The sequence below is a fragment of the Streptomyces sp. NPDC034099 genome, from assembly GCF_055575415.1.
In genome coordinates this window covers 61,919-80,590 of record NZ_JBVISR010000001.1, presented here as the reverse complement: position 1 = coordinate 80,590, position 18,672 = coordinate 61,919, and the positions used below count along the sequence as shown (strand labels likewise).

Annotated in this window: 20 protein-coding genes; 14 read left to right on the top strand and 6 right to left on the bottom strand. The window is 69.1% G+C overall.

Features of this window, described 5'->3' with window-relative positions:
- Window positions 1–8: 8 nt before the first annotated feature.
- The 11 genes from ACZ56V_RS00370 to ACZ56V_RS00320 all read left to right on the top strand — a co-directional run bounded on the left by ACZ56V_RS00370 (window position 9) and on the right by ACZ56V_RS00320 (window position 10,013).
- The gene (locus ACZ56V_RS00370) at window positions 9–1,310 is read left to right on the top strand and encodes an MraY family glycosyltransferase (protein WP_467381601.1); all 1,302 of its coding nucleotides are present in this window, start codon (window positions 9–11) and stop codon (window positions 1,308–1,310) included.
- Between the two features lie 261 nt (window positions 1,311–1,571).
- Complete coding sequence (locus ACZ56V_RS00365) at window positions 1,572–2,006, top strand: hypothetical protein (RefSeq protein ID WP_030187255.1); 435 nt, start codon at window positions 1,572–1,574, stop codon at window positions 2,004–2,006.
- A 225-nt stretch (window positions 2,007–2,231) separates the two neighbouring features.
- Window positions 2,232–3,053, top strand: a complete 822-nt coding sequence (gene atpB / locus ACZ56V_RS00360; protein ID WP_104631692.1) for a F0F1 ATP synthase subunit A — start codon at window positions 2,232–2,234, stop codon at window positions 3,051–3,053.
- Window positions 3,054–3,127: 74 nt separating this feature from the next.
- A complete protein-coding gene (locus ACZ56V_RS00355; protein ID WP_005311859.1) occupies window positions 3,128–3,367 on the top strand; it encodes an ATP synthase subunit c family protein in 240 nt (79 codons plus the stop codon).
- A 50-nt stretch (window positions 3,368–3,417) separates the two neighbouring features.
- Entirely contained in the window at window positions 3,418–3,960 is a 543-nt protein-coding gene (locus ACZ56V_RS00350; protein ID WP_398912932.1) for a F0F1 ATP synthase subunit B, read from the top strand.
- Window positions 3,961–3,965: 5 nt separating this feature from the next.
- Window positions 3,966–4,781 carry a F0F1 ATP synthase subunit delta gene (locus ACZ56V_RS00345; protein ID WP_468939326.1) on the top strand — a complete coding sequence of 272 codons (816 nt, stop codon included), beginning with the start codon at window positions 3,966–3,968 and terminating at the stop codon, window positions 4,779–4,781.
- A 169-nt stretch (window positions 4,782–4,950) separates the two neighbouring features.
- Window positions 4,951–6,540, top strand: a complete 1,590-nt coding sequence (atpA, locus tag ACZ56V_RS00340) for a F0F1 ATP synthase subunit alpha (RefSeq protein WP_398912930.1) — start codon at window positions 4,951–4,953, stop codon at window positions 6,538–6,540.
- 21 nt (window positions 6,541–6,561) lie between these two features.
- Window positions 6,562–7,479, top strand: coding sequence for a F0F1 ATP synthase subunit gamma (locus ACZ56V_RS00335; RefSeq protein ID WP_356360536.1), 918 nt, complete (start codon window positions 6,562–6,564; stop codon window positions 7,477–7,479).
- On the top strand, window positions 7,479–8,915 hold the full coding sequence (gene atpD / locus ACZ56V_RS00330; protein ID WP_398912927.1) for a F0F1 ATP synthase subunit beta: 1,437 nt from the start codon (window positions 7,479–7,481) through the stop codon (window positions 8,913–8,915). Before ACZ56V_RS00335 ends, atpD begins: the two co-directional genes overlap by 1 nt.
- Window positions 8,916–9,046: 131 nt before the next feature.
- Window positions 9,047–9,421 carry a F0F1 ATP synthase subunit epsilon gene (locus ACZ56V_RS00325; protein ID WP_030187277.1) on the top strand — a complete coding sequence of 125 codons (375 nt, stop codon included), beginning with the start codon at window positions 9,047–9,049 and terminating at the stop codon, window positions 9,419–9,421.
- Between the two features lie 142 nt (window positions 9,422–9,563).
- Complete coding sequence (locus tag ACZ56V_RS00320; protein ID WP_467381597.1) at window positions 9,564–10,013, top strand: DUF2550 domain-containing protein; 450 nt, start codon at window positions 9,564–9,566, stop codon at window positions 10,011–10,013.
- Window positions 10,014–10,105: 92 nt separating this feature from the next.
- On the opposite strand, the gene ACZ56V_RS00315 is transcribed toward ACZ56V_RS00320, so the two are convergent.
- The 3 genes from ACZ56V_RS00315 to ACZ56V_RS00305 form a co-directional block, all read right to left on the bottom strand.
- Complete coding sequence (locus ACZ56V_RS00315) at window positions 10,106–11,932, bottom strand: glycoside hydrolase family 18 chitinase (RefSeq protein WP_398912923.1); 1,827 nt, start codon at window positions 11,930–11,932, stop codon at window positions 10,106–10,108.
- Window positions 11,933–12,079: 147 nt separating this feature from the next.
- Window positions 12,080–12,721: a response regulator gene (locus ACZ56V_RS00310; protein ID WP_468938063.1), complete on the bottom strand. Its 642-nt coding sequence runs from the start codon at window positions 12,719–12,721 to the stop codon at window positions 12,080–12,082.
- The gene (locus ACZ56V_RS00305; RefSeq protein WP_398912919.1) at window positions 12,718–13,914 is read right to left on the bottom strand and encodes a sensor histidine kinase; all 1,197 of its coding nucleotides are present in this window, start codon (window positions 13,912–13,914) and stop codon (window positions 12,718–12,720) included. The genes ACZ56V_RS00310 and ACZ56V_RS00305 overlap by 4 nt, the downstream gene beginning before the upstream one ends.
- Before the next feature lie 152 nt (window positions 13,915–14,066).
- Here ACZ56V_RS00305 and ACZ56V_RS00300 point away from each other — a divergent pair, with 152 nt between their 5' ends.
- Window positions 14,067–14,747 carry a hypothetical protein gene (locus tag ACZ56V_RS00300; RefSeq protein ID WP_468938059.1) on the top strand — a complete coding sequence of 227 codons (681 nt, stop codon included), beginning with the start codon at window positions 14,067–14,069 and terminating at the stop codon, window positions 14,745–14,747.
- Here ACZ56V_RS00300 and ACZ56V_RS00295 read toward each other — a convergent pair.
- From ACZ56V_RS00295 to ACZ56V_RS00285, 3 genes are read right to left on the bottom strand one after another with little or no spacing between them, the layout of a single operon-like run.
- Window positions 14,744–15,316, bottom strand: a complete 573-nt coding sequence (locus tag ACZ56V_RS00295; protein ID WP_468938056.1) for a cob(I)yrinic acid a,c-diamide adenosyltransferase — start codon at window positions 15,314–15,316, stop codon at window positions 14,744–14,746. The genes ACZ56V_RS00300 and ACZ56V_RS00295 overlap by 4 nt on opposite strands.
- 13 nt (window positions 15,317–15,329) lie before the next feature.
- The gene (locus tag ACZ56V_RS00290) at window positions 15,330–16,079 is read right to left on the bottom strand and encodes an ABC transporter permease (RefSeq protein WP_356360551.1); all 750 of its coding nucleotides are present in this window, start codon (window positions 16,077–16,079) and stop codon (window positions 15,330–15,332) included.
- Window positions 16,080–16,096: 17 nt separating this feature from the next.
- Window positions 16,097–16,879 carry an ABC transporter ATP-binding protein gene (locus tag ACZ56V_RS00285; RefSeq protein WP_398912914.1) on the bottom strand — a complete coding sequence of 261 codons (783 nt, stop codon included), beginning with the start codon at window positions 16,877–16,879 and terminating at the stop codon, window positions 16,097–16,099.
- A gap of 94 nt (window positions 16,880–16,973) precedes the next feature.
- Here ACZ56V_RS00285 and ACZ56V_RS00280 point away from each other — a divergent pair, with 94 nt between their 5' ends.
- Both ACZ56V_RS00280 and ACZ56V_RS00275 read left to right on the top strand, forming a co-directional pair.
- On the top strand, window positions 16,974–17,615 hold the full coding sequence (locus ACZ56V_RS00280) for a TetR/AcrR family transcriptional regulator (protein ID WP_468938052.1): 642 nt from the start codon (window positions 16,974–16,976) through the stop codon (window positions 17,613–17,615).
- A gap of 136 nt (window positions 17,616–17,751) precedes the next feature.
- Complete coding sequence (locus ACZ56V_RS00275; protein ID WP_467381585.1) at window positions 17,752–18,600, top strand: 3-hydroxyacyl-CoA dehydrogenase family protein; 849 nt, start codon at window positions 17,752–17,754, stop codon at window positions 18,598–18,600.
- Window positions 18,601–18,672 lie beyond the last annotated feature (72 nt).

Sequence of the window (18,672 nt, the reverse complement as noted above, 5' to 3'; positions counted from 1 at the left end):
GGAAGCCCGTGCGTGAATACCTGCTGACGCTCTGCGTCACGGCCGCGGTGACGTATCTGCTGACCGGGCCGGTACGGAAGTTCGCGATCGTGGCGGGAGCGATGCCGGAGATCCGGGCACGTGACGTGCACCGGGAACCCACCCCGCGGCTCGGCGGGATCGCCATGTTCTTCGGGCTGTGCGCGGGTCTGCTGGTCGCCGACCACCTGACCAATCTCCACCAGGTCTTCGAGAAGTCCAACGAACCGCGGGCGCTGCTCTCCGGCGCCGCCCTGATCTGGCTGATCGGCGTCCTGGACGACAAGTTCGAGATCGACGCCCTGATCAAGCTGGGCAGTCAGATGATCGCCGCCGGTGTGATGGTGGTGCAGGGTCTGACGATCCTGTGGCTTCCCATCCCGACCGTGGGCACGGTCGCGCTGACCCAGTGGCAGGGAACGCTCCTCACGGTGGCGCTGGTCGTCGTGACCATCAACGCGGTCAACTTCGTGGACGGCCTCGACGGTCTCGCGGCCGGCGTGGTGTGCATCGCGGCGGCCGCGTTCTTCATGTACGCCTACCGGATCTGGTACTCGTACGGAATCGAGGCCGCGGCGCCCGCCTCGCTGTTCGCGGCCATCCTGATGGGCATGTGCCTGGGCTTCCTGCCGCACAACATCCACCCCGCGCGCATCTTCATGGGCGACTCGGGCTCGATGCTGATCGGCCTGGTGCTGGCGGCGAGCGCGATCTCCATCACCGGCCAGGTGGACCCGGACAGCCTCTTCGGCGGTTCCGAGCGCAACACCGTGCACCAGATGGTGCCGGTCTACATCCCGCTGCTGATGCCGCTGACCATCATCGCCATCCCGGCCGCCGACCTGATCCTGGCGATCGTGCGGCGCACCTGGCGCGGCCAGTCGCCGTTCGCCGCGGACCGGGGGCACCTGCACCACCGCCTGCTGGAGATCGGCCACTCGCACAGCCGCGCGGTGCTGATCATGTACTTCTTCTCGGCGCTGATCGCGTTCGGCGCGCTCGCCTACTCGGTGAACGCGGCGTCGATGTGGATCGTGCTGGGCGTCGTCTTCCTCAGCGCGATCGGTCTGGTCCTGCTCCTGCTGCCGCGCTTCACGCCGCGCGCCCCCCGCTGGGCCGAGGGCTTCGTGCCGCCGCGCTACCGGCGGCGTCGCCGGACGGCCGCCGCCAACGCGGGCGAGGGCGAGGACGGGGCCGAGGGCGCCGCGGACGAGGAACGCGTTCCCGTCACCGTGGGCGTCTCGGGCGTCAACGGAGCGACCGCCGTCGGGTCTCGCACGCGTACAAGGTGAGCGTGAAAAATGCCGCATTACCAGACAAGTTGGCCTCGTAACTGCACAGACGCGCACGGTCACTCTCACGTGTGACAGCAAGCACACCCAGAGGTAAAGACCTCATCAAATAGTTTGTGATACGGTTCACGAGTATCCCCCGGGTAGAGCCCAAGGACCGTAGTGCGACGGTCTCTTGTAAGTCAGGACCTCGTCCGGCTCGGGGCTACGCTCGTCCATGACGACACCTGCCCCCTGTGTGTTGAAAGCGGAGTTGCCGCCATGCCGTCCAATGACGTCCGGATCCTGCTTCAGGCTGCCGTGCCCACGGCTGCCGTCGGCGCTGTAGCCGCCGTCGTCAGCGCCGTGGTCGCCGGTGGCAAGGGCGCGGTCGGAGCCGTCGTCGCGACCGTGGTTGCGATGCTCTTCATGGGGATCGGCCTCTACGTCCTGCAGCGCACCGCCAAATCGCTTCCGCACCTTTTCCAGGCGATGGGCCTGATGCTCTACGCGGCACAGATCCTGCTGCTGTTCGTCTTCCTCGCCGCGTTCAAGAACACGACGCTGTTCAACCCCCGGTCCTTCGCGATCACTCTGGTCGCCGTCACGCTCGCGTGGATCGCCGCGCAGACGCGGGCGCACATGAAGGCCAAGATCCTCTACGTCGAGCCCGAACCGAAGGGCGAAAAGCCCGAAAAGACGGGCCACTCGTCGTGAGGGGTAGGGCCGGGATAAAGAGGCATGTGAAGTCCTGCTATCGTCCGGTGCCAACTGCGGCATCGCGGGCGCGGGCATCTCGGCTGACGCCTGCTGAATCGCGAGGCGAGATGCCCCACAGCCGCCCCCACACCCGTAACACCAGTCCCGTGCCGAACAGCGGCCCTGCGCCGCGCCGACACAACGAGGTTGCCGTATCCATGCGCCACGCTGAAGGAGCCCGCGGTGAGTGCTGACCCGACGCAGGTGCTCGCCTTCGAGACCGACTGCCACATCTTCGACGGCTGTGGCTTCCCGGCTCCCGGCCTGCACTCGTTCCTGTTCGAACCCCTCTGGGGTGACGCGGACAGCAGCGTCTACTTCAACAAGACGATGCTGCTGGCGCTGCTCGGCTCGATCGTCATCGTCGCGTTCTTCTGGGCGGCCTTCCGCAAGCCGAAGGTTGTCCCGGGCAAGCTCCAGATGGTCGCCGAGGCCGGCTACGACTTCATCCGACGTGGTGTCGTGTACGAGACCATCGGCAAGAAGGAGGGTGAGAAGTACGTCCCGCTGGTCGTCGCGCTCTTCTTCTTCGTCTGGATGATGAATCTCTGGTCGATCATCCCGGTCGCCCAGTTCCCGGTCACCGGCATCATTTCGTATCCGCTGGTGCTGGCCCTGATCGTCTACATCCTGTGGGTCTCGCTCACCTTCAAGCGTCACGGATTCGTCGGCTTCTTCAAGAACGTCACGGGCTACGACAAGTCGCTCGGCGCCGTGCTGCCGCTCTCCATGACCATCGAGTTCTTCTCGAACCTGCTGGTCCGTCCGTTCACGCACGCCGTGCGGCTGTTCGCCAACATGTTCGCAGGCCACACGCTGCTGCTGCTCTTCACGATCGCCAGCTGGTACCTGCTGAACGGCATCGGCTTCGCCTACGCCGGTGTCTCGTTCATCATGACGATCGTGATGACGGCCTTCGAGCTCTTCATCCAGGCACTGCAGGCCTACGTCTTCGTTCTCCTGACCTGCACCTACATCCAGGGCGCCCTCGCCGAGCACCACTGAGCGTCCCGCACCCCCAACACCTGGTCGTCCGGTGGCCAACCCCCACCGGTCCGTAAAGAAAAGGAAGAACTGGCATGTCCCAGACCCTTGCCGCTGTCACCGGTGACCTGAAGGCCCTCGGCTCCATCGGTTACGGCCTCGCTGCCATCGGCCCCGGCGTCGGCGTCGGCATCATCTTCGGTAACGGCACCCAGGCCCTCGCCCGTCAGCCCGAGGCGGCCGGCCTGATCCGCGCCAACCAGATCCTCGGCTTCGCCTTCTGTGAGGCGCTCGCCCTGATCGGTCTGGTCATGCCGTTCGTTTACGGCTCCTGATCTCAGGCAGACCACAAGCCACTTAGACGAAAGGCACTGATGTGAACCCCATGGTTCAGCTCGCGGCGGAGACGGAGAACCCTCTCGTTCCGCCGATCCCCGAGCTCATCATCGGTCTGATCGCCTTCGTCATCGTCTTCGGCTTCCTCGCCTGGAAGCTCCTCCCGAACATCAACAAGGTTCTGGAAGAGCGCCGCGAGGCCATCGAGGGCGGTATCGAGAAGGCCGAGGCCGCGCAGACCGAGGCCCAGAGCGTCCTCGAGCAGTACAAGGCCCAGCTCGCCGAGGCCCGGCACGAGGCCGCGCGACTGCGTCAGGAGGCGCAGGAGCAGGGCGCCACGCTCATCGCCGAGATGCGCGCGGAAGGCCAGCGGCAGCGTGAGGAGATCATCGCCGCCGGTCACGCCCAGATCCAGGCCGACCGCAAGGCCGCCGCGTCCGCGCTGCGCCAGGACGTCGGCAAGCTGGCCACCGAGCTGGCCGGCAAGCTGGTCGGCGAGTCCCTCGAGGACCACGCCCGCCAGAGCCGGGTGATCGACCGCTTCCTGGACGAGCTGGACGACAAGGCGACGACGGCAGAGGCAGCCCGATGAGTGGGATGCACGGAGCGAGCCGCGAGGCCCTGGCCGCCGCACGCGAGCGTCTCGACGCGCTGACGGACTCCACGTCCGTGGACGCCGGCTCGCTCGCCGACGAGCTGGCCTCCGTCACCGCGCTGCTCCACCGCGAGGTGTCGCTGCGTCGGGTCCTCACCGACCCGGCGCAGGCCGGCGAGGCCAAGGCCGAACTCGCCCAGCGTCTCCTCGGCACCCAGGTCAGCGGCCCGGCCGTCGACCTGGTGGCCGGCATGGTGCGCTCCCGCTGGTCGCAGTCCCGCGACCTGGTGGACGCGCTGGAGGAGCTGGCGAACACCGCCGACCTCACCGCCGCCCAGAAGCAGGGCCGGCTCGACAACGTCGAGGACGAGCTGTTCCGGTTCGGCCGGATCATCTCCTCCAACACCGAGCTGCGCGCCGCGCTCACCAACCGGTCGGCCACCACCGCGGCCAAGGGCGAGCTGCTGCGCGACCTGCTCGGCGGCCGGGCGGAGCGGACCACCGAGCGTCTGGTGACGCGCCTTGTCACCGCACCGCGGGGACGTAGCCTGGAGTCGGGACTTGAGTCCCTGTCCAAGCTCGCCGCCGACCGGCGGGACCGGATGGTCGCCGTGGTCACCTCGGCGGTGCCGCTGAGCGACACGCAGAAGCAGCGCCTCGGCGCGGCCCTCGCGAAGGTCTACGGCCGTCCGATGCACCTCAACCTCGACGTGGACCCCGAGGTCCTCGGCGGGATCCGGGTGCAGGTCGGTGACGAGGTCATCAACGGCTCCATCGCGGACCGCCTGGAGGACGCCGGCCGCCGACTGGCGAGCTGACGCCCACGCGCGACAACAGCAAAAGCAGTAACAGAGCAGTAGCAGTACGTACTTACGACGGCCCTGGTTGGGCCGTGCAGAGGATTCACCTCTCATTGGGGGGAGTCCCGACTCGTGGAATACCCCCCAAGTGAAACTTCGGGCCCAACAAGGAGAGCAGGGAACTCAGATGGCGGAGCTCACGATCCGGCCGGAGGAGATCCGGGACGCACTGGAGAACTTCGTCCAGTCGTACAAGCCGGACGCGGCCTCGCGCGAGGAGGTCGGTACGGTCACCCTTGCCGGCGACGGCATCGCGAAGGTCGAGGGCCTGCCCTCGGCCATGGCCAACGAACTGCTGAAGTTCGAGGACGGCACCCTCGGCCTCGCCCTCAACCTCGAGGAGCGCGAGATCGGTTGCGTCGTCCTCGGTGAGTTCAGCGGCATCGAGGAGGGGCAGCCGGTCTCGCGTACCGGTGAGGTCCTCTCCGTGGCCGTCGGCGAGGGCTACCTCGGCCGCGTCGTCGACCCCCTCGGCAACCCGATCGACGGCCTCGGCGAGATCGAGACCAGCGGTCGCCGCGCCCTCGAACTGCAGGCCCCCACGGTCATGCAGCGCAAGTCGGTGCACGAGCCGATGGAGACGGGCTACAAGGCCGTCGACGCCATGACCCCGATCGGCCGCGGCCAGCGCCAGCTGATCATCGGCGACCGCCAGACCGGCAAGACCGCCCTGGCCGTCGACACGATCATCAACCAGCGCGACAACTGGCGCACCGGCGACCCGAACAAGCAGGTCCGCTGCATCTACGTCGCCATCGGCCAGAAGGGCTCCACCATCGCGTCCGTGCGCGGCGCGCTGGAGGAGAACGGCGCGCTGGAGTACACGACCATCGTGGCCGCCCCGGCGTCCGACCCGGCCGGCTTCAAGTACCTGGCGCCGTACACCGGCTCGGCCATCGGCCAGCAGTGGATGTACGAGGGCAAGCACGTCCTGATCATCTTCGACGACCTGTCGAAGCAGGCCGACGCCTACCGCGCCGTGTCGCTGCTGCTGCGCCGCCCGCCGGGCCGCGAGGCCTACCCGGGTGACGTCTTCTACCTGCACTCCCGTCTGCTGGAGCGTTGCGCGAAGCTCTCCGACGCCGAGGGCGCCGGCTCGATGACCGGTCTGCCGATCGTCGAGACCAAGGCCAACGACGTGTCGGCGTTCATCCCGACCAACGTCATCTCCATCACCGACGGCCAGTGCTTCCTGGAGTCCGACCTGTTCAACGCCGGTCAGCGTCCGGCCCTGAACGTCGGTATCTCGGTCTCCCGCGTCGGTGGCTCCGCCCAGCACAAGGCCATGAAGCAGGTCTCCGGCCGCCTCCGCGTCGACCTGGCCCAGTTCCGCGAGCTGGAGGCGTTCGCCGCCTTCGGTTCCGACCTGGACGCCGCGTCGAAGTCGCAGCTGGAGCGCGGTCAGCGCATGGTCGAGCTGCTGAAGCAGAACCAGTACCAGCCGATGGCCACCGAGGACCAGGTCGTCTCCGTCTGGGCCGGCACCACCGGCAAGATGGACGAGGTGCCCGTCACCGACATCCGCCGCTTCGAGAAGGAGCTGCTCGAGTACCTGCACCGCCAGGAGCAGGGCCTCATGACCTCCATCCGCGAGGGCGGCAAGATGTCCGACGACACCCTGCAGGCCGTCGCCGACGCGATCGCGGCGTTCAAGAAGCAGTTCGAGACCTCGGACGGCAAGCTGCTCGGCGAGGACGCCCCGTCCGTCGCCAAGTGACGTAAGGAAGGGACCTGACTCATGGGAGCCCAGCTCCGGGTCTACAAGCGTCGCATCCGATCCGTCACCGCGACCAAGAAGATCACCAAGGCGATGGAGATGATCGCCGCCTCGCGCGTCGTCAAGGCGCAGCGCAAGGTGGCGGCCTCCACGCCGTACGCGCAGGAGCTCACCCGCGCGGTCACGGCGGTCGGTACCGGGTCGAACACCAAGCACCCGCTCACCACGGAGGCGGACAGCCCGAGCCGTGCCGCGGTCCTGCTCCTCACGAGCGACCGCGGTCTGGCCGGTGCCTTCAACTCCAACGCCATCAAGGCGGCGGAGCAGCTGACCGAGCGCCTCGAGCGTGAGGGCCGCCAGGTCGACACGTACATCGTCGGCCGGCGCGGTCTGGCCCACTACAACTTCCGCGAGCGCAAGGTCGTGGAGTCGTTCTCGGGCTTCACCGACGAGCCGACGTACGCGGACGCCAAGAAGGTCGCGGCGCCGCTCATCGAGGCCATCGAGAAGGACACGGCCGAGGGCGGCGTGGACGAGCTCCACATCGTCTACACCGAGTTCGTCTCGATGATGACGCAGACGGCGGTCGGCTCCCGGCTGCTGCCGCTGAGCCTCGACGAGGTGGCCGCCGAGTCGGGCGCGAAGGACGAGATCCTTCCGCTGTACGACTTCGAGCCGTCGGCGGAGGACGTCCTCGACGCCCTGCTGCCTCGCTACGTCGAAAGCCGCATCTACAACGCGCTGCTGCAGTCGGCCGCTTCCAAGCACGCCGCCACCCGGCGCGCGATGAAGTCGGCCACCGACAACGCGGGCGAGCTGATCAACACGCTCTCCCGTCTTGCCAACGCGGCCCGCCAGGCCGAAATCACCCAGGAAATCAGCGAGATCGTCGGTGGCGCCAGTGCCCTGGCCGACGCGAACGCGGGGAGTGACAACTAATGACCACCACTGTTGAGACCGCGACGGCCACGGGCCGCGTCGCCCGGGTCATCGGCCCGGTCGTCGACGTGGAGTTCCCCGTCGACGCGATGCCGGAGATCTACAACGCCCTCCACGTCGAGGTCGCCGACCCGGCGCAGGCGGGCGAGCTGAAGACGCTGACCCTGGAGGTCGCCCAGCACCTGGGTGACGGCCTGGTCCGCACCATCTCCATGCAGCCCACCGACGGCCTGGTCCGCCAGGCCCCGGTGACCGACACGGGCGCGGCCATCTCCGTCCCCGTCGGCGACTTCACCAAGGGCAAGGTGTTCAACACCCTCGGCGAGGTGCTGAACGTCGACGAGCAGTACACCGGTGAGCGCTGGCCGATCCACCGCAAGGCCCCGAACTTCGACGAGCTCGAGTCGAAGACCGAGATGTTCGAGACCGGCGTCAAGGTCATCGACCTGCTGACCCCGTACGTCAAGGGCGGCAAGATCGGTCTGTTCGGCGGTGCCGGCGTCGGCAAGACGGTGCTCATCCAGGAGATGATCTACCGCGTCGCCAACAACCACGACGGTGTCTCCGTGTTCGCCGGTGTCGGTGAGCGCACCCGTGAGGGCAACGACCTCATCGACGAGATGAGCGAGTCCGGCGTCATCGACAAGACCGCGCTCGTCTTCGGTCAGATGGACGAGCCGCCGGGCACCCGTCTGCGCGTCGCGCTGGCCGGCCTGACCATGGCCGAGTACTTCCGCGACGTCCAGAAGCAGGACGTGCTGTTCTTCATCGACAACATTTTCCGCTTCACCCAGGCGGGCTCCGAGGTGTCGACCCTGCTCGGCCGCATGCCCTCCGCGGTGGGCTACCAGCCGAACCTGGCCGACGAGATGGGTCTCCTCCAGGAGCGCATCACCTCGACCCGTGGTCACTCGATCACCTCGATGCAGGCGATCTACGTCCCCGCGGACGACCTGACCGACCCGGCCCCGGCCACCACCTTCGCCCACCTCGACGCGACGACGGTGCTCTCCCGTCCGATCTCCGAGAAGGGCATCTACCCGGCCGTGGACCCGCTGGACTCGACGTCCCGCATCCTCGACCCGCGGTACATCGCGGCGGACCACTACCAGGCCGCGATGCGCGTGAAGAGCATCCTGCAGAAGTACAAGGACCTGCAGGACATCATCGCGATCCTCGGTATCGACGAGCTGGGCGAAGAGGACAAGCTCGTCGTCCACCGCGCCCGTCGTGTGGAGCGCTTCCTGTCCCAGAACACCCACGTCGCCAAGCAGTTCACCGGCGTCGACGGGTCGGACGTCCCGCTGGACGAGTCGATCGCGGCCTTCAACGCGATCTGCGACGGCGAGTACGACCACTTCCCGGAGCAGGCGTTCTTCATGTGCGGTGGCATCGAGGACCTGAAGAACAACGCCAAGGAGCTGGGCGTCTCCTGAGCCCCGGCTCGCGGTGAGCCGCACGGTTCACCACCCGGAGGGGGCGGGCGCGTCCCGTCCCCTCCGGCACGCCCCTTAGACTTGTAACCAACACCCGGCTCTCCCGCCGGGTGGTGACCCGAGGAGCCACCTTGGCTGCTGAGCTGCACGTCGCGCTGGTCGCGGCCGACCGAGAGGTCTGGTCCGGCGAGGCCACCCTGGTCGTCGCGCGCACCACGTCCGGCGACATCGGCGTCATGCCCGGTCACCAGCCGCTGCTCGGTGTGCTGGAGTCGGGCCCGGTGACCATTCGTACGAGTGACGGCGGGACGGTCGTCGCCGCGGTGCACGGCGGTTTCATCTCGTTCGCCGACAACAAGCTGTCGCTGCTGGCCGAGATCGCCGAGCTGTCGGACGAGATCGACGTCCACCGCGCCGAGCGGAAGCTCGAACAGGCGAAGGCGGAGGGCGACGCCCACGCCGAGCGTCGCGCGGACGTCCGACTGCGCGCGGCGGCGGGACGCTGATCCACAGCACAGTGCGATAGCGTCGTGCCATGACGTCACTCAGCCGCGGCTGGGACCGGAGCCATCCGGACCCGGCCGCGGCTGAGGCAGATCCGGGTGTTTTTTCCGTTCCGTTACCTAGGAGACGAGGAGGTCGGTGTCGATGGCCCTCGCTCTGACTGTGTGCGGAATCGTCGTGGCCGTGGTGGTGATCGGCCTCTTCGTCTTCGGTCTGCGCCGCCGGCTGATCCAGCGCTCGGGCGGCACCTTCGACTGCTCCCTGCGCTGGGACGCCCCCAAGGAGGGCGACCACGCCGACGGCAAGGGCTGGGCCTACGGGGTGGCCCGCTACAACGGCGACCGGGTCGAGTGGTACCGCGTCTTCTCGTACTCCCCCCGCCCGCGCCGCGTGCTGGAGCGCTCCGCGATCGAGGTGGCCGGCCGCCGGGTACCGGACGGGGAGGAGGAGCTGGCGTTGCTCTCCGACGCCGTGGTCCTGGCCTGTCTGCACCGGGGCACACGGCTTGAACTGGCGATGAGCGATGACGCGCTGACCGGATTCCTCGCGTGGCTGGAAGCAGCCCCGCCCGGTCAGCGAGTGAACGTGGCGTAGCCACGTCCACTCGCTGGGTGGGGGTCCCCCGGACGAAGTCTGGGGGAGCGTCAACGTCGCTTAGGGCCCTGGTGACCCAGGGCCGTTGAGGACTACTTCAGGCCGCTGTCGATGGCGCTCACCAGTTCGCCGTTCGTGGTGTCGCCGCTGAACTCCCAGAAGAAGGCGCCGCCGAGGCCCTGCTGCTCGGCCCAGTCCATCTTCGACTTGATGGTGGCCGGGGTGTCGTAGGACCACCAGTTGGAGCCGCAGTGGGCGTACGCGGTGCCCGCGACGGTGCCGGTGGCCGGGCAGCTGTTCTTGAGGACCTTGTAGTCCTCGATGCCCGCCTCGTACGTGCCGGTCGCCGGTCCGGTGGCGGTGCCGCCGGGCGCGGACTGGGTGACGCCGGTCCAGCCGCGGCCGTAGAAGCCGATGCCGATCAGCAGCTTGTCGGCCGGGACGCCCTTGGACTTGAACTTCGCCATCGCGTCGGCGGTGTTGAAGCCCTGCTGCGGGATGCCGTCGTACGCGGTCAGCGGCGAGTGCGGAGCGGTCGGGCCGTTCTTCGCCCAGGCGCCGAAGAAGTCGTACGTCATCACGTTGTACCAGTCGATGTACTTCGAGGCCTCGCCGTAGTCGGCGGCGTCGATCTTGCCGCCGTCCGATCCGTCGGCGGTGACGGCCGCGGTGATCAGGTAGTCCTGGCCGAACTCGGCGCGCATGGCCTTCATCATGCTGCTGAAGGCGTTCGGGGCGCTGGTCTCGTCACAGCTGAGACCGCAGGCGTTCGGGTACTCCCAGTCCAGGTCGATGCCGTCGAAGACGTCGGCCCAGCGCGGGTCCTCGACCAGGTCGTGACAGGACTTGGCGAACGCGGCCGGGTTCTTCACGGCGTCCGGGAAGCCGCCGGACCAGGTCCAGCCGCCGAAGGAGTAGAGGATCTTGATGTTCGGGTACTTGGCCTTCAGCTTGCGCAGCTGGTTGAAGTTGCCGCGCAGCGGCTGGTCCCAGGTGTCGGCGACGCCGTCGACGGACTGGTCGGCGGTGTACGCCTTGTCGTAGTCGGCGTAGGAGTCGCCGATCGTGCACTTGCCGCCCTGGACGTTGCCGAAGGCGTAGTTGATGTGCGTGATCTTGGCGGCGGAGCCGGAGGTGACCAGGTTCTTCACGTGGTAGTTGCGCCCGTAGACGCCCCAGTTGGTGAAGTAGCCCATCTTGACCTCGTCACCGGTGCCGGGGTTGCCGCCGTCCCCGCCGGTGGTGGTGACCTTCACGGAGCCGCTGGCCGGTCCGGTCTGGTCGGCGGTGTCGCGTGCCTTGACGCTGTACGAGTAGGCGGTGCCCTTGGTGAGGCCGTTGTCCGTGTAGGTGGTGCCGGTGACGGTGGCGACCTTCGCGCCGTCCCGCAGGACGTCGTAGTTCTTGACGCCCTTGTCGTCGGTGGCCGCCGACCAGGACAGCTTCACCGAGGTGTCGGTGATGTTCGAGGCGGTGGGCGTGCCGGGCGCGGAGGGGGCCGCGTCGCCGGGGACGGACGTGCCGTCGCAGCTGCCGCCGTTGAGCTTGCAGTTGGACGGGGAGCCGGGGCCGCTGCCGTTGAAGCCGAAGGAGACCGAGGCGCCGGGGGCGAGCGTCCCGTTCCAGCCGACGTTCTTGGCGGTCCAGTGGTCGCCGGAGTTGGTGACGGTGGCGTCCCAGGCGGAGGTGACCTTCGTGCCGGTGGGGAAGTCCCACTCGACGGTCCAGGAGCTGAGGGAGGTGGTGCCGGTGTTCTTCACCGTCCAGCTGCCGCCGAAGCCCGTGCCCCAGTCCGAGGTCTTGGCGAAGGTGGCCGTCGCGCTCGACGCGGCCTGGGCCGGGCTCGCGAGGCCGACCAGGCCGGCGAGGGGAAGCGCCAGGGTCGCTGCGAGTGCCGCGGCTTTGTGTCTGAAGCGCATGTGCGCCTCCTTATATGGGGTTGTCGTTGTGGGCATGACTGAGCCTCATGCCCGCAGTGCCGCGAGAATAGAAAGGTCTGGACCATAGGTCAATAGGTCTGGACCAATGCGGCGGCCGGTGGTTGAGCCCGTGATGGAGAGGGAAAACTAGATGCCCAACTCCTGCGCCAGCACCGCCGCTTGCACCCGGCTGCGCAGCCCCAGCTTCCCCAGCAGCCGGCTCACGTGCGTCTTCACCGTGGCCTCCGCCATCTCAAGACGCTCGGCGACCGCCGCGTTGGACAGGCCCTCGCCGAGACAGGACAGCACCTCGCGCTCACGCCGGGTCAGGTCCCGCAGCACCGCGGGGTCCGCGGCAGGCTCCCGCACCGGACTCGCGGCGAACTCGGCGATCAGCCGCCGGGTGACGGCCGGGGCCACGATGCCCTCGCCGCCCGCCACCGTGCGCACGGCCGCGATCAGGTCCTTGGCCTCGGTGTTCTTCAGCAGAAACCCGGCGGCGCCCGCCCGCAGCGCCCCGAAGACGTACTCGTCCAGGTCGAAGGTGGTCAGCACCAGCACGTCGGCGAGACCTTCCCCGACCACGATCCGGGTCGCCGTCACGCCGTCCAGGCGCGGCATCTGCACGTCCATCAGCACCAGGTCGGGACGGAGCTCGCGGGCCAGCGCCACCGCCTGCTCGCCGTCCGCGGCCTCGCCGGCCACCTCGATGTCCGGTGCGCTGCCCAGGATCAGCACCAGTCCCGCGCGGACGGCGGACTGGTCCTCGGCGATCAGGACGCGGATCATGCGAGGTCTCCTTCGGTCAGGGGCAGGATGGCGCGCACGGCCCAGATCTTGCCGCCCGCCGAGCCGGGGTCCGCCACCGCCCCGGCCTCGAACGCGCCGTGCAGCAGCGCGGTCCGCTCCCGCATCCCGACCAGACCGGCACCGGAACCGGGGACGCGCGGGGTGTCCCGGTCGCCGTACGGGCTGGTCACCTCGACCCGCAGGGCGTCGTCGTGCCGGGTGAGCCGGACCCGGACGGTGCCCCGCGAGGCGTGCTTGAGCGCGTTGGTGAGCGACTCCTGCACGATCCGGTACGCGGCCAGCTCGACCGGCGCGGGCAGGTGGTCGCCGGGTGCCGCATCCAGGGCGACGTCGAGGCCGTTGGCGCGGGCGCCGTCGACCAGCGCGCCGAGCCCGCCGAGGGTGGGGGCGGGGGCCGGTTCGGTGTCCCCGCCGCTGTCCCGCAGGATGCCGATGAGGCGGCGCATCTCGGCCAGTCCCGCCACGCTGTTCTCGCGGATCACACCGAGCGCCTGCCGGGTGGTCGCCGCGTCGTCCAGGGAGAGCGCGGCCGTGGAGTGGATGGCGATCGCGGAGAGGTGGTTGGCGACCATGTCGTGCAGCTCGCGGGCCATCCGGGAACGTTCCGCCGTCACCGCCTGGACCCGGTCCATCTCGGCGAGCAGCGCGGTCTGCTCGGCCCGCAGCAGGGCGGCGTCGGCGGCCTCGCGGTGGTTGCGGACGATGAGCCCGGTGGAGGCAGGCGCGAAGGACACGACGCCGACGGCGACACCGATGAGCAGCGCCTCGGGCACCCGCCACAGCGCGAACGGCACGACGGTTCCCGCCACCGTGAGCAGCCCGGTGATCCACGGGATGCGCCGGGCCGAGGCGGGCGGGCCGTACAGCACGGCGGCGTACATCAGGTCGGTGTACATGATCACCGTGACCAGGCTGCCCTGGGTGAGCGTGTCCGCGACCAGCGCGGCGGTGCCGGTCAGCAGGCCGGTGCGCGGCGCGGACCGGCGCAGCAGCTCGCAGCCCGCCATGACGGTGAGCGGGACCAGCAGCGGCCAGCGGCCGTCGAACAGCACGATCGGCTCGTCGGCCGGCCGCACGCCCAGGCCGATGCCCCACAGCAGCAGCCCGCCGAGCAGACCGGCCGACGCGGCGTACACGTCGAAGCGGCGCGGGCGGGGGAGTCGTGCGGCCATGCCACCATCCAACACGGCTCGCGCCCCGCCCGCCTGATCCCCGGGAAGGGTCCCGCACTGCATCCTTCGATGTACCGGAGGTTCGTCACCGCCGACGACGAACGCGGCGGATTCCCACGGGAGCCTGGAAGGGTGAACGAAGGGAGTGTGCCGTGGTCGTCGCTTTGATCATCGCCTGCGAGGTCGGCTTCTGGGTGCTGCTGGTCCTCGGGCTCGGCGCCCGCTACCTGGTGAAGTGGCGGCGCACCAGCGTGTTCCTGCTGCTGTGCGAGCCGGTGCTGGAACTGGTGCTGTTCGCCGTGACGGCGTGGGACCTGAAGAACGGCGCCGAGCCCGGCTGGGAACACGGCCTGGCCGCGCTGTACATCGGCTACACCGTCGCCTACGGCCACTACACGATCCGCCGGCTCGACGGCCACGCCGCCCACCGCCTGGCCGGCGGCCCGCCCCCGGCCAGGCCCCCGCGCCACGGCATGCCCCGGGCGCGCCACGAGGTCCGGCTGTGGCTGCGCACCCTGCTGGGCGTGGTCGTGGCCTGCGCACTGCTCCAGGGCGCGGTCTGGTACGTCGGCGACGAGGGCGACATCTCGTCGCTGCGCGCCTTCCAGTGGACGGCGATCCGGGTCCTCGGCATCCACGGCCTGATCGCCCTCACGTACCTGATCTGGCCGAAGAAGGCCCCGGCGGGTACGTCGCCGACCGAGGCTGATGGATGGAGGCAGGCGTCGGCTGGGAAGCGCCTCGAAGGGGCGCGGGGAACTGCGCGACCAGCCACGACGGAGCCGCAGACGTACGACGGCACTGATCTGCGGAGTACCCGGCGGAGCGTTTAGCGTTCCCCGCCCGGCACCCACAGCACGTCGCCGACCTCCTTGTTGGCCACCCGGGCCAGGATGAACAGGAGGTCGGAGAGCCGGTTCAAATAGGTCGCGGTGAGCGGGTTCATCGTCTCGCCGTATGCCTCCAGCGCCGCCCACGTGGAGCGCTCGGCCCGGCGGACCACCGTGCACGCCTGGTGCAGCAGCGCCGCGCCGGGGGTGCCGCCGGGGAGGATGAAGGAGCGGAGCTTCTCCACCTCGGCCAGGAAGCGGTCGCAGTCCGCCTCCAGCTTGTCGACGTAGAACTGCTCGACCCTCAGCGGCGGGTACTCCGGGTTCTCCACCACCGGCGTCGACAGGTCCGCGCCCACGTCGAACAGGTCGTTCTGGACGCGGACGAGGACCTTGACGACCTCCTCGGGCAGACCGCCCAGGGCGATGGCGGAGCCGATCACCGCGTTCGCCTCGTTTGCGTCGGCGTACGCGGAGATCCTGAGGTCGGTCTTGGGGACCCGGCTCATGTCACCGAGGGCGGTGGTGCCCTGGTCGCCGGTCCGGGTGTAGATGCGCGTCAGGTTGACCATGGGGCCAGCGTAGTTACGCCCCGGCGGTCCGGAAGACGCGTGTGCCCACTGTCACGGCCAGCGCGGTGAAGGCCAGGGCGACCAGGACGCCGTACAGCATGTGCGCCGTCGCGTAGGAGCCGACGTACGCGTCGCGCACCGCGTCCACCAGATAGCGGAACGGCATCAGGTGCGACAGCACGTCCAGCCACGCCGGGCCCAGGGTCATCGGCAGCATCAGGCCGGACAGCAGCATCGAGGGCATGGTGAGGGCGTTGATCGTGGGCCCGAACTCCTGCGGCGTCCGCACCTTCATCGCCAGCGCGTACGACAGTGAGGCCAGCGAGACCGTCAGCAGGGCGACGAAGGCGAAGCCGATCAGCACGCCGGGCAGCGGCGCGCGCAGGCCCATCACCACGGCCGCCAGTACCAGCAGCACCGCCTGGAAGGCGAAGACCGTCGCGTCCCGCAGCACCCGCCCCAGGAGCAGCGCCAGGCGGCTGACGGGTGTGACGCGCATCCGCTCGACCACCCCCTGACCGTTCTCGATGATGATCGAGAACCCGGCGAAGGAGGCGCCGAACAGGCCCAGTTGCAGCAGCAGGCCGGGGACCAGCACCTGCCAGGAGCTGCCCTGCCCGCCAAGCGGCAGGTCGGTCAGCAGCGGGCCGAAGAAGAGCAGGTACAGCAGCGGCATCAGCACGCCGAACAGCAGCGCGAAGCGGGAGCGCAGCGACTGGCGCAGATAGCGGCCGTAGACGAGGCCGGTGTCGTGGAGCAGCATCGGTGTTCCCTGGGGTGTCAGACGGCTACGGGGGTGGTGTCGGCCGGAGCGGCGCTGCGGCCGGTGACGGCCAGGAAGGTGTCCTGGAGCGAGGCGTCGGGCGCGCCGCCGAACTCGAGCTTCAGGGCGGCCGGGGTGCCCTCGGCGACCACCACACCGCCGTCCACGACCACCAGACGGTCGGAGAGGGCGTCGGCCTCGTCGAGGTAGTGGGTGGTCAGGAAGACCGTGGTGCCGTGCTCGTCGCGCAGGCGGCGGACCAGGTCCCACAGGTCGGCGCGGGCGCCCGGGTCCAGGCCGGTGGTCGGCTCGTCCAGGAAGAGCACCTTCGGGCGGTGCGTCAGCGCCATCGCGATGTCCAGCCGGCGCCGCTGCCCGCCGGACAGCGCGCCGCACTTGCGGTCGAGCAGCTCGGTGAGGCCCAGGTCGCGGGCCAGCTCGTCGGCGCGCTCGACGGCCCGCGCCCTGGTCAGCCGGTACAGGCGGCCCTGGGTGACCAGCTCCTCCCGCACGGTGATCTGGGTGTCCACCCCGCCCGACTGCGCCACGTACCCGCAGGCCGCGCGCACCCCGGCCGGGTCGGTCGCCAGGTCGTGGCCGGCGACGGTGGCCGCGCCGCCGGTGGGGGCGAGCAGGGTCGTGAGCATCCGCAGCGTGGTGGTCTTGCCGGCGCCGTTGGGGCCGAGAAAGCCGAGGATTTCCCCCTCGCGGACGGTGAGGTCGATGCCGCGCACCGCCTCGACCGGACCGCGCTTCGTGGTGAAGGTCCGGGCCAGCCGGGCCGCACTGATGATTGCCATGCGCTCCAGAAAAACAGAGTCACTGAAATTTTGCAATGACCCCAAGTTTTCAACGGCCCCAGGGAGTGACGTCGGCGCGGCTAGGATTGCGGACATGGCCGAGGGACTCAGGGAACGGAAGAAGCGGCAGACCCGGCAGTACATCTCGGATGTCGCCACGGGGCTGTTCCTGGAGCGCGGCTTCGAGGCCGTGACGGTGGCGGAGGTCGCGGACGCCGCGAACGTCTCCGTCAACACGGTCTACAACTACTTCCCGGCCAAGGAGGACCTCTTCCTCGACCGCTCCAAGGGGGTGATCGACCGGCTGTCGCGCTGGGTGCGGGGCCGGCGTGACGGGGAGTCGGCGGCGCGGGCCGTCCTGCGCGAACTGCGCGAGGAGGTCGAGACCGTCTCGCCCCGCGTCGGTCTGATGGACGGCTACGCGAAGTTCATGAGGGTCATCCAGGACTCGCCCGCCCTGCGCTCACGGATGTGGGCGATCGGCCAGGAGGTGCTCCTGAACCTGGAGCAGACCCTGCGCGAGGAGACCGGAGGCGCGGCCGACGACACGACGTCCGCCCTGATGGCCGGTCAGATCAACTGGCTGCACGGCACCGTCCTCGCGGCCATCGGGCAGCGCATGCTCGCAGGCGGCAAGCCCTCCGAGGTCTCCCGCGAGGTGCTCCTGCTGCTGGACGAGATGGAGGACCTGTTGAGCGAGAAGGTTCTCAACTACGCCGTACGGGGCGCCGAGTGACACCCGGACGGCACCCCTCGGTGTGACGTCCGTCATTTGAGACGTGACGCGCGTTACTAACCGGTCACACAGCGCCTCACGCCCGCTAATCTCCGGCCGAGAGACGAGAATCAGCGCGTATCAGGGGAGTCGCACAGTGGCACGGAAGCTCGCCGTCATCGGAGCCGGTCTCATGGGGTCCGGCATCGCCCAGGTCTCCGCGCAGGCGGGCTGGGACGTCGTCCTGCGCGACGTCACCGACGAGGCGCTGCGGCGCGGCACCGACGGCATCAGGGCCTCCTACGACAAGTTCGTCGCCAAGGGGAAGCTCACCGCCGACGACGCCGAGGCCGCCCTCGGGCACATCACCGCGACCACCGACCTGGACGCCGCCGCCGACGCGGACGTCGTCGTCGAGGCCGTCTTCGAGAAACTGGAAGTCAAGCACGAGATCTTCCGTACCCTGGACAAGCTGGTGAAGGACGGGGCGATCCTCGCGTCCAACACCTCCGCCATCCCGATCACCAAGATCGCGGCCGTGACGGAGCGCCCCGAGCGGGTCGTCGGCACGCACTTCTTCTCGCCGGTCCCGATGATGCAGCTGTGCGAGCTGGTGCGGGGCTACAAGACCAGTGACGAAACGCTCGCCACCGCACGGGAGTTCGCCGAGTCCACCGGCAAGACCTGCATCGTCGTCAACCGCGACGTCGCCGGCTTCGTGACCACCCGGCTCATCTCCGCCCTCGTCGTCGAGGCCGCGAAGCTGTACGAGTCGGGCGTCGCCACCGCCGAGGACATCGACCTCGCCTGCAAGCTGGGCTTCGGCCACGCCATGGGACCGCTGGCCACCGCCGACCTGACGGGCGTCGACATCCTGCTGCACGCCACGGGCAACATCTACACCGAGTCCCAGGACGAGAAGTTCGCCCCGCCGGAGCTGATGCGCCGGATGGTGGACGCCGGTGACATCGGCCGCAAGAGCGGGCAGGGCTTCTACAAGCACTGAGGTCACATCAGCCGCGGCAGACGTCACACGCCGGGGTGAATTCGGTATCGGTTCGCTTACAGGCGGCAACCT

What these genes read in the sequence shown, in the direction of transcription:
- ACZ56V_RS00310 (WP_468938063.1), bottom strand. Translation starts at nt 12,721, where the DNA reads ATGATCCGCGTCCTGATCGCCGAGGACCAGTCCGCCGTCCGCGCGGGA.
- ACZ56V_RS00350 (WP_398912932.1), top strand. Translation starts at nt 3,418, where the DNA reads ATGGTTCAGCTCGCGGCGGAGACGGAGAACCCTCTCGTTCCGCCGATC.
- ACZ56V_RS00320 (WP_467381597.1), top strand. Translation starts at nt 9,564, where the DNA reads ATGGCCCTCGCTCTGACTGTGTGCGGAATCGTCGTGGCCGTGGTGGTG.
- ACZ56V_RS00345 (WP_468939326.1), top strand. Translation starts at nt 3,966, where the DNA reads ATGCACGGAGCGAGCCGCGAGGCCCTGGCCGCCGCACGCGAGCGTCTC.
- ACZ56V_RS00290 (WP_356360551.1), bottom strand. Translation starts at nt 16,079, where the DNA reads ATGCTGCTCCACGACACCGGCCTCGTCTACGGCCGCTATCTGCGCCAG.
- ACZ56V_RS00305 (WP_398912919.1), bottom strand. Translation starts at nt 13,914, where the DNA reads ATGGCCGCACGACTCCCCCGCCCGCGCCGCTTCGACGTGTACGCCGCG.
- ACZ56V_RS00285 (WP_398912914.1), bottom strand. Translation starts at nt 16,879, where the DNA reads ATGGCAATCATCAGTGCGGCCCGGCTGGCCCGGACCTTCACCACGAAG.
- ACZ56V_RS00315 (WP_398912923.1), bottom strand. Translation starts at nt 11,932, where the DNA reads ATGCGCTTCAGACACAAAGCCGCGGCACTCGCAGCGACCCTGGCGCTT.
- ACZ56V_RS00365 (WP_030187255.1), top strand. Translation starts at nt 1,572, where the DNA reads ATGCCGTCCAATGACGTCCGGATCCTGCTTCAGGCTGCCGTGCCCACG.
- ACZ56V_RS00295 (WP_468938056.1), bottom strand. Translation starts at nt 15,316, where the DNA reads ATGGTCAACCTGACGCGCATCTACACCCGGACCGGCGACCAGGGCACC.
- atpA (WP_398912930.1), top strand. Translation starts at nt 4,951, where the DNA reads ATGGCGGAGCTCACGATCCGGCCGGAGGAGATCCGGGACGCACTGGAG.
- ACZ56V_RS00280 (WP_468938052.1), top strand. Translation starts at nt 16,974, where the DNA reads ATGGCCGAGGGACTCAGGGAACGGAAGAAGCGGCAGACCCGGCAGTAC.
- ACZ56V_RS00355 (WP_005311859.1), top strand. Translation starts at nt 3,128, where the DNA reads ATGTCCCAGACCCTTGCCGCTGTCACCGGTGACCTGAAGGCCCTCGGC.
- ACZ56V_RS00335 (WP_356360536.1), top strand. Translation starts at nt 6,562, where the DNA reads ATGGGAGCCCAGCTCCGGGTCTACAAGCGTCGCATCCGATCCGTCACC.
- atpD (WP_398912927.1), top strand. Translation starts at nt 7,479, where the DNA reads ATGACCACCACTGTTGAGACCGCGACGGCCACGGGCCGCGTCGCCCGG.